The organism is Algibacter pacificus (genome assembly GCF_008033385.1).
Classification (GTDB): domain Bacteria; phylum Bacteroidota; class Bacteroidia; order Flavobacteriales; family Flavobacteriaceae; genus Algibacter; species Algibacter pacificus.
This window is the reverse complement of record NZ_VOGY01000007.1, coordinates 175347-189269: the sequence shown is the minus strand read 5'-3', so window position 1 is coordinate 189269 and position 13923 is coordinate 175347. Positions and strand designations below refer to the sequence as shown.

9 protein-coding genes are annotated in these 13923 nt (G+C 35.4%); 1 reads left to right on the top strand and 8 read right to left on the bottom strand.

The window, feature by feature from the left end; translation table 11 throughout:
* Positions 1-42: 42 nt before the first annotated feature.
* Positions 43-1797, bottom strand: coding sequence for a 1-deoxy-D-xylulose-5-phosphate synthase (dxs, locus tag FQU21_RS12215; protein ID WP_147678280.1), 1755 nt, complete (start codon positions 1795-1797; stop codon positions 43-45).
* A gap of 41 nt (positions 1798-1838) precedes the next feature.
* Here dxs and FQU21_RS12210 point away from each other — a divergent pair, with 41 nt between their 5' ends.
* Positions 1839-2288, top strand: a complete 450-nt coding sequence (locus tag FQU21_RS12210; RefSeq protein ID WP_147678279.1) for a nucleoside deaminase — start codon at positions 1839-1841, stop codon at positions 2286-2288.
* A gap of 150 nt (positions 2289-2438) precedes the next feature.
* On the opposite strand, the gene FQU21_RS12205 is transcribed toward FQU21_RS12210, so the two are convergent.
* The 7 genes from FQU21_RS12205 to FQU21_RS12175 all read right to left on the bottom strand — a co-directional run bounded on the left by FQU21_RS12205 (position 2439) and on the right by FQU21_RS12175 (position 13922).
* The gene (locus FQU21_RS12205; RefSeq protein ID WP_147678278.1) at positions 2439-2675 is read right to left on the bottom strand and encodes a hypothetical protein; all 237 of its coding nucleotides are present in this window, start codon (positions 2673-2675) and stop codon (positions 2439-2441) included.
* Positions 2676-2700: 25 nt separating this feature from the next.
* Positions 2701-4488, bottom strand: coding sequence for a chloride channel protein (locus FQU21_RS12200; protein WP_147678277.1), 1788 nt, complete (start codon positions 4486-4488; stop codon positions 2701-2703).
* A gap of 147 nt (positions 4489-4635) precedes the next feature.
* Entirely contained in the window at positions 4636-6432 is a 1797-nt protein-coding gene (locus FQU21_RS12195) for a chloride channel protein (RefSeq protein ID WP_147678276.1), read from the bottom strand.
* A gap of 2 nt (positions 6433-6434) precedes the next feature.
* Positions 6435-7151 (bottom strand): DUF6503 family protein, encoded by a 717-nt coding sequence (locus FQU21_RS12190; RefSeq protein WP_147678275.1) that lies wholly within the window; start codon positions 7149-7151, stop codon positions 6435-6437.
* Positions 7152-7195: 44 nt separating this feature from the next.
* Positions 7196-8950, bottom strand: a complete 1755-nt coding sequence (gene aspS / locus FQU21_RS12185; RefSeq protein WP_147678274.1) for an aspartate--tRNA ligase — start codon at positions 8948-8950, stop codon at positions 7196-7198.
* A 269-nt stretch (positions 8951-9219) separates the two neighbouring features.
* Positions 9220-12729 (bottom strand): efflux RND transporter permease subunit, encoded by a 3510-nt coding sequence (locus FQU21_RS12180; RefSeq protein WP_147678273.1) that lies wholly within the window; start codon positions 12727-12729, stop codon positions 9220-9222.
* Between the two features lie 17 nt (positions 12730-12746).
* On the bottom strand, positions 12747-13922 hold the full coding sequence (locus FQU21_RS12175) for an efflux RND transporter periplasmic adaptor subunit (RefSeq protein ID WP_147678272.1): 1176 nt from the start codon (positions 13920-13922) through the stop codon (positions 12747-12749).
* Position 13923 lies beyond the last annotated feature (1 nt).

Sequence of the window (13923 nt, the reverse complement as noted above, 5' to 3'; positions counted from 1 at the left end):
TTCTATTAAAACTGTTCATTAAATGAGAAGTGTTGAAAGTTATCAAAGATATTTGTTAAAGTAATTTTCTAAGTTTTCAGCATTTAAGTTTATGATATTGTGTAGTAAAGATACGTTACCGTGCTCTATAAATTGATCTGGAATTCCCAGTGTTTTAATCGTGTTTTTATAATTATGATGTGCAGCAAATTCTAAAATAGCCGATCCAAAACCACCCGTAATGGCATTATCTTCAACCGTAATAATAGTTTTGTTGTCCTTAAAAACACGATGAAGTAAATTGGCATCCAAAGGTTTTACAAAACGCATATCATAATGCGAAACGTTTAAGTTTTCAATAGCTTCGCTTACATTTTTGGACATATTACCTATGCTCAAAATAGCCAGGTTTTTTCCTTTTTTTAATTCGGTAGCTTGTCCTATTCCAATTTTCGAAAAAGGCTGTTTCCAGTCTATAGTGACGCCACGACCTCTTGGATATCTAATGGCAATAGGGTATTCTAATCCTAGTTGTGCGGTGTACATGATGTTTCGTAATTCAATTTCATTTCTTGGAGCGAAAATGATTAAATTAGGAATGCAGCGTAAATACGACAAATCGAAAACCCCATGATGCGTTGCCCCATCTTCTCCAACCAAACCGGCGCGATCCAAACAAAAAATAACAGGTAATTTTTGTGTGGCCACATCGTGAATAATTTGATCGTAAGCACGTTGCAAAAAGGTGGAATAAATATTGCAAAACGGTACCAAACCTTGTGTTGCCATACCTGCGGCTAAGGTTACAGCGTGTTGCTCGGCTATGCCAACATCGAAAGCGCGGTCTGGCATGTCGTTCATCATGTATTTAAGAGAACTTCCTGTGGGCATAGCAGGCGTTATACCTACAATGTTTGGGTTTGTTTTGGCAAGTTCTACAATGGTATGTCCAAAAACATCTTGATATTTTGGAGGTTCAATAACAGGTGTTTTTATATTTAAATCGCCTGTTTTAGCATTGAATTTTCCTGGTGCGTGGTATTTTACTTGATCTTCTTCGGCCTGTTTTAAACCTTTGCCTTTCGTGGTTATTACGTGTAAAAACTTTGGACCTTTTACGGTTTTTAGTCGTTCCAACTCGGTAATAAGTTTGGGTAAATTATGCCCGTCAATAGGACCCGAATAATTAAAATTTAAGGCTTCAAAAATATTATCTTGTTTTTGTGTGCCCTTTTTTACATTGGTTAAATATTGTTTTAAAGCACCAACACTTGGGTCTATGCCTATGGCATTATCGTTTAAAATAACGAGTAAATTAGCATCGGTAACACCGGCGTGATTTAAACCTTCAAAAGCCATGCCTCCCGCAATACTAGCATCTCCAATTACGGCAATGTGTTGTTTACTAAAATCACCTTTTAATTTGGAAGCAATGGCCATGCCTAAGGCTGCGGAAATAGAGGTGGAAGCGTGTCCAACGCCAAACGTATCGTAAATACTTTCGCTGCGTTTTGGAAAACCACTTATGCCGTGTAATTGCCGATTGGTGTGAAAAATTTCGCGACGCTCGGTTAAAATTTTATGGCCGTAGGCTTGGTGGCCCACATCCCAAATAAGTTGATCGTCTGGCGTGTTAAAAACGTAATGCAATGCAATGGTGAGTTCTACTACACCAAGGCTAGCGCCCAAATGGCCTTCTTTTGTAGCGACAATGTTAATAATAAACTCACGTAATTCTTGAGCAAGTTGCGGTAAGTCTTTTTGGTTTAAAAGACGAAGTTCCTTAGGGGAGTTTATATGGTTTAAAAGATTGCTCATTAATTTACAAATGTAGTATTTCAAATTGTATTTTTGCTTTTATGATACAACCTTTTGATGATACCTATTTTATGAAACGCGCCTTACAGGAAGCCGAGGCTGCTTATGAGCAAGGCGAAATTCCGGTGGGAGCTGTAATTGTTATTGATAATAAAATTATTGCACGCGGACATAATTTAACCGAAACACTGAACGATGTAACAGCACATGCAGAAATGCAAGCTATTACGGCAGCGGCCAATTTTTTGGGTGGCAAGTATTTACAAAAATGTACGCTGTATGTTACCCTAGAGCCTTGCCAAATGTGTGCTGGGGCTTTGTATTGGAGTCAGATTTCTAATATTGTTTATGGGGCGAGAGATTTGGAACGTGGTTGTATTAATTTGAACACGAAACTACATCCTAAAACCACAATAAAAGGCGGTGTTTTAGCTGAAGAAGCTTCGGCGCTTATGAAACGTTTTTTTATTGAACGCCGAAATTTGAACTAGCATTTTTAATTTGACAATAACCAAGTACGGGTTGAAAAATGTATTTAGCAGATATACCCGCGTTAGGGATTGAACGGCCTGTTTGAGCTCCCCGACCTTTTGGGAGGGAGCGAGTAGTAAAAGCCCGACCCTTGGGTAACGCCCAAAAAATTAAATTTTTTTATCGCGTTGAGAAGCTTTCATTTTATCTAAATTTTCTTTAGTAAGCATATAATCTTTAGGGTCTTTATCTTTCCAGCGGTGGTATGAAAATATGGGGAAAACAATAAAAAATAGTCCCATAACGCCAAAACCAATGAGTTTTTCTGAATAATCGACGTCTAAAAAAAATCCGAGAAGAATACTGGTAAATGCTGCAATGGTTAAAAGAGATATAAGGTATTTCATTTAGGTTTGAATATGATATTTAGTGCTATTTGGTGAACTGAATAAGTTGTTCGCGATAGGCGGTTAATAATTTGGATTTTGAAATATAACCGTAGTATTTGCCATCTTTAGTGACTGGTAAGTTCCATGCGCCGGTGGTTTTAAACTTGGTCATAATGGTGTTCATATTATCGGTATTATAATCTATAATTCCGGCAGAGGCGTGCATGAGGCTTTGGGCATTTACGGTGTCGTATAAATCGGAATTGAACATGATATGGCGCACATCGTCTAGGCGAATAACCCCGAGAAATTCATGCTGGTCGTTAACCACGGGAAAATGATTTCGGGAGGATTTTGCTACCGCGTTTTTAAGAATATCCCCAAGTTTCATTTCGGGTTTTAGGATAATGAAATTGGTTTCAAGAATTTTATCGATATCTAAAACCATAAGGACATTTTGATCTTTATCGTGGGTCATGAGTTCGCCACGTTCAGCCAATTTTAAGGTGTAAATAGAGTGGGAAATATAGTATTTTGTGATGGTAAAGGATATGGCCGAAACAATCATTAAGGGCACAAAAAGTTCGTAACCACTGGTAATTTCCGCAATTAGGAAAATGGCGGTTAGCGGGGCGTGTAGTACACCGGCCATTAAACCCGTCATCCCAATTAATGTGAAATTAGATTCGGACACATGAAACCCAAGTCCGATGTTATTAATAATTTTAGCAAAGGCATTTCCTATGGCGCTTCCCATAACAAGCGTTGGGATAAATATACCTCCAACACCACCAGCACCAAAAGTAGTGGTCATGGCAATGGCTTTAAAAACAGCAATGCCAAATAAGAGAGCAATAACCACCCAAATGTTCGAGACATCGAAATTTAGAGGGGTTTTTCCAATAGCGGCCAAATGATCACCTTTTAATAAATTATTCATGATGCCATAGCCTTCACCGTATAATGGCGGGATAAAATAAAGCATCGTGCCAATGGCTAATCCGCCAATAAGGAGACGAACTGCTCGACTTTCAAATTGTTTAAAAAAATGGGTTATAGCGAAAAATACTTTTGAAAAATAAACAGAAGCTACCGCAGTTACTAAGCCTAAAACGAGATAGAACCCAATGTCGTTTACTTCAAATTTATCGGTTAATTCAAACCGAAGTAAAACGTCTGTTCCTAAAAACATATACGATGTTACCACGGCCGAAACCGACGCTAATAGCAACGGTACTAAAGAGGTGAAAGCAATGTCTAAACTGAAAATTTCTACAGCAAAAACAATGGCCGCAATGGGGGCTTTAAACATGGAGGCCATAGCGCCTGTTGCAGCGCAACCTATAAGTAGCAAGCGTGTTTTTGTACTCATATTAAATAAGCGTGCGGCGTTAGAACCTAATGCCGATCCTACGCTTACGGCTGGGCCTTGTAAACCTACCGATCCACCAAAACCAGCTGTTAATGGTGCTGTTATTAAGGAGGCGTAAATATTGTATCTAGGAATGATGCCGTTTAATTTTGAAATGGCATGTAATGTGGATGAAATGCCATGCCCAATATGTTTTTTTAACCAAGTTTGTTTAATAATGTAAACAAGCAGTAAGCCTATTATTGGAAAAATGAAATACAGCGCATGATGGTGATCTCTAAAGGTTTCAAATTCAAAAAGCATTTGGATATAATGCGTAAGGTTTTTTAGGGAAACGGTACCTATTCCTGCTAAAAAACCAACTAAAATGCTAAGCACATATACAAATTCGCGTTCGGAAACATGTTTGTATTTCCAAATTAAGAATTTTCGTAAGAGTTTGTTTGTGGCTGAAGGCATGGTTTTAAATGACTAAAACTTTTAGTGCTTATCTATATATAAAGCAGATTAGTGTGCTTATATCAAAAACACACTAATTTCTGTAATTTTTTTGGAATTACACGATTTAATCGCATAAATTTTGTGTTTTTAGCGAAGTGTTGAGATTTAAGATTCGGCTTGTAAATTGATAAGCTGGCGTCTATAAGAGGTTAAAAGTTTAGATTTTGTAATGAAACCATAATATTTTCCGTCTTTTTTTACGGGTAAATTCCAAGCGCTACTGTCTTGAAATTTTTTCATAATATCGGTCATTTTATCTTTATTAAGATTGATAACCTCTGGTGGTTTTTGCATTAAATCTGATGCTGTAATGTCTTTATATAACGATCTGTCGAACATAATGGATCGCAAATCGTCTAATAAAATAATGCCTTCTAATCTTTTTGTACTTGGGTTGACAACTGGGTAAATGTTTCGTTTCGATTTTATCACCGCTTTTTGAATGATTTCTTCTAAAGTCATTTTTGGATTTAAAATCGTGAAATTGGTTTCAAGAACGCGATCAATATCCATTAAGGTTAAAACCGCATGATCTTTATTGTGTGTTAATAATTCTCCTTTTCGTCCCAATTCCATATTATAAACGGAATGCGGTTTAAAGTATTTTGTGATACTAAATGAAATGGTTGCGGTTAGCATAAGTGGTACAAAAAGTTCGTAGCCACCAGTAAGTTCTGCAATTAAGAATATGGCTGTAAGTGGGGCGTGTAATACACCTGCTAAAAGGCCTGCCATACCCACTAAAGTGAAATTGCTTTCCGAAAGTTGATGTCCAAATAAACCGCTATGATTAATAATTTTCGACATGCAAAATCCCATAATGCTTCCCATAAACAATGTTGGAGCAAAAATACCACCAACACCACCAGCTCCAAAAGTAAGGGCACTTGCAATAATTTTGAATAACATAAGTGCTATAAGAAGTATGATAACGTTCCAAACATTTGTGATATCTAAGTTAAAAATATTATTAGCTATTGCTTTTTGTGGATTTCCAGCAATTAGATTATTAATAACGTCGAAACCTTCACCATATAAAGGTGGTACTAAATACACTAGTAAACCGATACCAACTCCACCAACTAAAAGTTTTTTTATAGGTGAACCTAGGGTGTCGAAAAATTTATGAATACGATCGTAAACTTCGGTGAAGTATATGGAAATGAATGCGGCTATAATTCCTAAAAGGATATAAAAAGGCGCATCGGCAAGATAGAATTTATCTTCTATTCTAAATGGTAATAATACATCGTCTCCAAAGAAAAATTGCGATGTTAAAATTGCCGAAAGTGAGGCTAGTAATAGAGGAAGCATAGAGGCGATGGTTAAATCTAAACTAAAGACCTCAATGGCAAAAATAATAGCCGCAATGGGGGCTTTAAAAATAGAACTCATGGCTCCGGCAGCAGCACAACCAACCAGTAATGTTCTGGTTGTTTGGTTCATGTGAAACATTCGGGCAATGTTAGACCCTAGGGCGGCACCTGTTGCAACCGTTGGTCCTTCCAATCCAACCGATCCACCAAAACCAACCGTTAAAGGTGCGGTTAAAATAGATCCAAACATTTGAAAGGGTTTCATGATCCCTTTACGTTTAGAAATAGCGTAAAGTGTAGACGGAATACCATGACTTACTTTATTTCTAATAATATATTTTATACTTAAATACACTAAACTTAAACCCAAAATAGGGAATAAGAAATAAAAAGCGTGATGATAATCTTTTACTAGTTTTGTTTCTAATAAATGCTGAATAAAGTGCGTTAAGTTTTTTAAAACCACGGCTCCCATTCCTGCAGTAAAACCTATAATGATACTCAATATCATTACAAATTGCTTTTTGGAAATATGTTTGGCTCTCCAAATAAGTATTTGTTTTAAGAAGGTGTTTTTAGCTGGCATTTTTAGTGTTGTGTGTTTTTGGATAAAATATCTGTTGCTAAATATTTATCGTTTTTGTTGTAATACCAAGCTCTGTTTTTTGGCATTTTAATTCCGTTTATGGTTTCTAAATCGGTTAGTAAAATGTATTCGCCGTCGTTTTTTGTTTCATCTTTAAAAAACTGATAAACTTCCATGGCGTATGTTTTTGGGTTAAAATAGAAATACCAAGTATCTTTACCTACTGCTTTGGTGTAGGTTGCTTTTAAAACTAAATAATTTTTTCCTTTGAAGGTTTTTTGAATGACGTTTTGGTCGATTATGGTGCCTTCGTCATTTAATTTCATTGGTAATCCATACAAGTAGGTATAATAATTTTTAAAAAACTTGGCCCGTTTACAATTTAGATTGTGTGCTTTTTTAAGTGCGTCTGTTAATTTGGTGTTGCCGTTAATTGATAATTGACATTCCGATTTATCAACGATAGATTCGGTAACTACAGTGTCTTTTATAATTTTTAAAGAAAAATATTCTTTGGGTAAGTTTATTTTAATTTCACTTTCTCGGTTGGGTTTGTTTGGTATTTCCATGGTAATAGCGAAATTTCCATTAAAGGTTTTCCAATTGTTATTTGGGTCGTGAAATTGGATTGATTTTTTTAATAATTCCGAACCGGTTATATTTTGGGCAAAGGTCAGGGTTGAAGTGAAAATTAGTAAAAGAAAGGTTAAGTTTTTCATATATTCGATTTACTAAAAAATCCTGCAAAAGCAGGATTTTAATATTATGATTTTAAATTAAGTTTTAAGCTTAATTCAGTTAATTGGTCATCGTCAATTGGAGCAGGAGCATCGATCATAACATCGCGGCCCGAATTGTTTTTCGGGAAGGCAATAAAATCTCGAATGGTTTCTTGTCCGCCTAAAATAGCAACCAGTCTATCTAATCCAAAAGCTAAACCGCCGTGAGGTGGTGCACCGTATTGAAAGGCATCCATTAGGAAACCAAATTGAGCTTTAGCTTCTTCTTCAGAAAAACCTAAATGTTTAAACATAATGGCTTGTGTTTCTTTATCGTGAATACGAATAGAACCCCCTCCAATTTCATTTCCATTCAACACCAAATCGTAGGCATTGGCTTTTACCTCGCCTGGATTAGAATCTAATAACTCTAATTGACCTGGTTTTGGTGAAGTAAATGGGTGGTGCATGGCGTGGTAATGTCCGGTTTCTTCATCTAATTCTAATAAAGGAAAATCGATTACCCATAAAGGCGCAAATACTTTTGGATCGCGTAAGCCTAATTGTTCGGCCAATTCCATACGTAAAGCACTTAATTGTGCGCGTACTTTGTTTTTATCGCCCGATAAAACACACACTAAATCGCCTGGTTTTGCCCCAGTAATTTCGGCCCATTTGGATAAATCCTCTTGATCGTAGAATTTATCTACTGATGATTTGAAGCTTCCGTCGTCATTACAACGCGAATAAATCATGCCTAAAGCACCAACTTGTGGGCGTTTAACCCAGTTGATTAATTTATCAATTTCTTTTCTTGTGAAACGGTTTCCGCCAGGTACAGCAATACCAACAACCAATTCGGCATTGTTGAAAACGCCAAAATCTTTGTGTTGTGTTACTTCATTTAATTCACCAAATTCCATCCCAAAACGGATATCTGGTTTGTCGTTTCCGTATAAACGCATGGCGTCATCGTACAACATTCTTGGGAATTTTTCGATCTCAACCCCATTTACTTCTTTAAGCAAGTGACGTGTTAAACCTTCAAAAACATTAAGAATATCTTCTTGCTCTACAAAAGCCATTTCGCAATCAATTTGTGTGAATTCTGGCTGACGATCGGCACGTAAATCTTCATCTCTAAAGCATTTTACAATTTGAAAATACTTGTCCATTCCACCAACCATAAGCAATTGCTTGAAGGTTTGTGGCGATTGCGGAAGGGCGTAAAATTCGCCGGCATTCATTCGAGAAGGTACCACAAAATCACGAGCGCCTTCGGGAGTAGATTTGATTAAATACGGGGTTTCAACTTCGATAAAACCTTCAGTTGAAAGATAATTTCTAACGGCTTGAGATACTTTCGATCTAAAAATTAAACTGTCTTTCACTGGATTACGACGAATATCTAAATAGCGATATTTCATTCTAATATCTTCGCCACCGTCCGTTTTATCTTCAATAGTAAATGGAGGTAGTATAGATTTGTTTAAAATGTCTAGTTTAGAAACTAATATTTCTATTTCTCCTGTTGGAATATTAGGGTTTTTTGAAGCACGTTCTATTACCGTTCCTGTAACTTGAATAACAAACTCGCGCCCTAAGTTTTGGGCTTGTTCTATTAAATCTTTGCTGGTACGCTCTTCATCGAAAACCAATTGGGTAATACCGTAACGGTCACGTAAATCGACCCATACAATAAAACCTTTATCTCTAGATTTTTGAACCCAACCAGATAGGGTAACTTCTGTATTTATATGTGCTGCTGTTAATTCGCCGCAATTATGACTTCTGTACATGTGTTGTAAAATTGAGGTGCAAATTTAATGAAATACCGCGGAGTATAAATTATTATAATTGTTTTTTTAATTAAATGAAGGCTTAATTTAAAATAATTGAAGACTTCAGTTTAAAATAGAAATGTTTGTCTTGTAATAATGTACATTTTCTAGATTGAAAATACTTTAATAGCAATTAAAACTTCAACTAAATTTAAATTAAAAACCCAGACGTTTCATTTAAGAAAGTCTGGGTTTTCGCTATTAATTGAGTTAGTCGCACAATTAAATTAATCTATATCACTGCCAATTTTATTAATATTTTTGTTGTTGGCTACTCTGTTTTTAAATAACCACATTTTAAATTGTGTTACTAAATAAAACAAAATAGGCACTACAATTAGGGTTAAAAAAGTGGCTACAAAAAGTCCGTAAATTACGGTCCAAGCCAATGGACCCCAAAATATCACGTTATCTCCACCAACATAAATATTAGCATCAAAATCGCTTAGGAATGTAAAGAAGTTAATATTTAAACCTGTAGCTAATGGAATTAAACCTAAAATTGTGGTAATTGCCGTTAGTAAAACAGGGCGTAAACGAGCCTTACCACCTCTAACAATAATTTCTAAAAGCTCGTTGGTCTCAATGTATTGATCGTCGTCTAAATCGTGTTCAATCTTTTTTCTATCTATTAAAAGTTGGGTGTAATCTAAAAGTACCACACCGTTATTTACCACGATACCTGCAAGAGAGATAATTCCCATCATGGTCATCATAATAACGAATGAGCTTCCTGTGATTACAATACCACCAAATACCCCAATTAAACTTAGAAAAATAGCTAACATGATAATGCCTGGTTTTGAAACAGAGTTAAATTGGAAAATTAAAATAAAGAAAATTAAACCTAAACCCGTGAAAAAAGCACCAAGTAAAAAGGCCATTTGTTTATTTTGTTCTTCAATTTGGCCCGTGTAATCAATGTTAACTTGGTCTGGTTGTTCGGTAAAACCTTGCATTTCGTTTCTAATTTTAGAAACAATAGCACCAGCATCGGTAAAACCAGGCGCTAAAGCAGAGTATAAAGTAACCACACGTTTTACGTCGCGGTGTTTAATAGCGCTAAAACCAGAGGTGTTTTTTTGTTTAGCTACTGTAGAAACCGGGATTTCTTTTATTTGGCCAGAAGCCATATCTCTAAACGTTATTTTTTGGTTGAAAATGGCACTGGTATTATATCGATTTTCTTCATTAAAACGCACATAGATATCGTAGTCGTCACCATCTTTTTTATAAATTCCAGCTTTAGACCCGAAAATAGAGTTACGAAGTTGTTGCCCAACCTGTCCTGCGCTTACGCCCAGTTCTCCTGCTTTTTTTCTATCAACCACAACTTGCATGGAAGGTTTCGATTTATTAACATCAATTTTTAACTCATCGATACCTTGGATATTTTTAGAATTAATAAAATCGCGCATTTTTTCGGCAGTATTTATTAATTCGGAATAATCCTCTCCTTCCAATTCTATATTGATAGGATATCCAGCAGGAGGGCCAGCCGCATCTTTTTCAACAGAAATAGCAACGCCAGGATAGATGTCTTTTAAATCTAGTTGAATTTTTTTAAGTAATTCTTTACTGTCTTGTCCTCTTCTAAATTTATACTCACGCATTGAGGCTGTAATTTTAGCACGATGTGGCATTTCTGCAGCCGAACCACCATCAGTTTGCGGATTTCCAGCACCTGCCCCCACTTGAGATACCGCACTTTCTGTTAAAAAATTATAATCACCATCTTTATAAATCGGATCGTTAATAATTTTAAACACGCGTTGCTCTATATCTTTTGTAATGGTGTTTGTTTTTTTAATATCTGTGCCTTCGGGATATTCTATATAAACTATAATTTGGTTTGGCGTGTTATCTGGGAAGAATTCTACTTTGGTACGTTGGCTACTTACGGAGGTTCCAAAGCCCATAAAAGCAATAAATAATAAAACAACCGTAGCAATGGTAATAAAAATAGGTTTTTTACCACTTAAAGCAAAGCGTAATGTTTTTTCATACATACGTTCCCAAATTGGTAAAAGATTATTTTGAAAACTATTTGTCCATTTTCTTAAAAACAGTCTGAATATCCAAAGTAAAATAACGGTAATAATCATTAAAGTTCCTAAGCCTTTGTAACTTCCGCCAAAAATGAATATTAAAACTCCTAATATTCCAAAGATTACAGAGATTCTAATAATTTGTTTTAAAGGCATATCTGTATCTTCAATAGTCATGAATTGAGATACAATTACGGAATTGAAAAATATAGCAACAAATAGCGATGAACCTAAAACTACGGAGAGTGTTATTGGAAAATAGATCATGAATTGCCCCATAACTCCCGGCCATAAACCTAAAGGAATAAAAGCGGCAACGGTAGTTGCTGTAGATATAATAATAGGAAAGGCAATTTCGCCAATACCATTTTTAGCAGCTTCAATCCTACTCATACCTTCATCACTCATAAGTCGATGAACGTTTTCTACAACTACAATACCATTATCAACCAGCATTCCTAAGCCCATGATAAGTCCGAAAAGAATCATGGTATTCATGGTGTAGCCTAAAAGTTCTAATATCATTAAAGACATAAACATAGACATTGGGATGGCAAACCCGACGAATAGGGCACTTTTAAAGCCCATAAAGAACATTAAAACGGTAACCACTAGAATGATACCAAATATAATGTTGTTTACTAAATCGTCTACTTGGCCAATGGTTTTAGATGATTGATCGTTGGCGATGGTAACCGTTAAATCTGGTGGAAAAACGTTGTCTTTAGCATTTTTAACGATGTCTTGAATTTGTTCTGCTGCGGCTACCATGTTTTTACCTGCACGTTTTTTTACATCGAGCATGACTACGGGATGTCCAAATTCTCGAGCATAGGTGGTTTTGTCCTCATCTTTAAAAGACACTTTAGCAACATCTTTTAAGTAAATAGGATTGTTATGGTCGGATTTTACAACAAAATCCTCAAGTTCCTTTGGGTTTTCAATTTCACCTAAAATACGAATCGTACGTCGTTGTCCGCTAGAAATTAAATTACCCGCAGACATGGTAATGTTTTCGTTGTTTATGGTATTAATAATATCGGAAAAACTAACTTGAGCCGCCATCATTTTATAGATATCTACAGCAACTTCAACTTCTTTTTCTTGAGCGCCACGAATATCTACTTGTTTAATTTCCTGCAAACTTTCAATTTCATCTTCAAGATATTCTCCAAATTCTTTTAATTTATCAATGCGGTAATCTCCCGAAATATTTATGTTTAAAATAGGGGTTTCTTCCGAAATGCTTAAATCGAAAACATCGGGTTCTACTTTGGCACCATTAAAGGTTGGCCAATCTTCTCCTGCAGATTCAGAATCTATTTCATCTTTAATTTTTTGTTTGGCAGCTTCAACCGAAATATTTTCGTCAAATTCAACAATAACAATAGAGTAATCTTCTTGAGATGTTGAGGTAATTTCAACAATATTACTTATGGTTTTAATTTTGTCTTCAATAGGGTCTGTAATCAGCTTTTCAATATCTTCAGCGGTATTTCCGGGGTATATTGAGCTTATATAAATTTTGGTTTCTTTTATTTCAGGAAAGTTTTCTCTGGGCATACTAAAATAGGCGCCAGTTCCTAAAAAGAGGATCATAACAATTAAAACATACATGGTTGTTTTATTGTTTATGGCCCAAGAGGATAACCAAAACTCTTTATCTACGCTTTTCTTTTTCTCAGTCATTATTTTGGTTTTTATAATTAGTTAGCGTTATTTTCAAGAATTTTTACGTTTTGTCCTTCTTTCACGCTACGTGCGCCTTCAACAATAATTTCTTCGTTGTGTTCTACACCAGATAATACTTCAATTAAATCTCCTTGTGTTTTTCCTGTTTCTATAATAACACGTTTTGCTTTAGCTATATTGTTACTTTTATCGGTTATCGTGTAAACGTATTGTTGGCCTTCGGCATTTTCTGAAATGATGCTTTGCGGAATTAAAAAGGCCTTGTTATTGGTGTAATCGTTAATTTTAAGTTTAGCTGTAAGGTTTGGTTTTATATCTCCGTTTTTATTTGGAATTTCAACTTCAACTTTAAAAGTTCTATTTGCTGGATTAATAAAATTTCCAGCTTGGCGAACTTTAGCGTCTATTTCTTTTCCTAATATTGGGAAATTGATTTTAACATCTTTACCTTTTGTAATGTCTGATACGTAACGTTCTGGAACTTCAGTTTCAATAAACATGTTGTTTAAATTTACAATTCTAAATAGTTGCGATTGCCCCGCAGCCACAACACTACCTTGATCGGTAATAACATCGTCTATCGTTCCAGAAAACGGTGCGCGAATTACCGTTTTACTCACTTGTTGTTCTAATTGGTTTACAGCTTCTTGTTGCGCTTCAAAACTAGATTTGGCTTGTAAAAATTGAATTTCACTGCCTATTTTTTGGTTCCATAGGCGCTCTTGACGTTCAAAGGTGGTTTTAGCTAAATTGGTTTGAATTTGAATTTGTGCTAATTGCTGACTTAAACCGCCATCGTCAATTTTTGCAAGTATTTGTCCTTTATTTACTTTTTGACCTTCTTTAACATACACTTTGGTTAAAACACCCGAATATTCTGGGAAAATTATTAAGTTTTGTTTCGTATCTACACTCCCCTGTAATTCTACAAAATGTGTAAAAACACTTTCCTTAACTGTAAATGTTGTTATTAAAGGTATTTTAGTTTGTGGGTTAAGGCTTTTTATTTTTGCTTCTAGTTGTTTTAATTGCGTAGAAATTTGTTGAGCAGAAAGGTCTAATTCTGTTTTCTTTTCTCTAATTAATTCAAGGTTATCTGTTGCAATAATTTCTTCAACAGATTGGTTTTTTTTACCACCACAAGATGAAAGAATTAGGGTTGTAAGTAATAGTGAATATATGTATTTCATG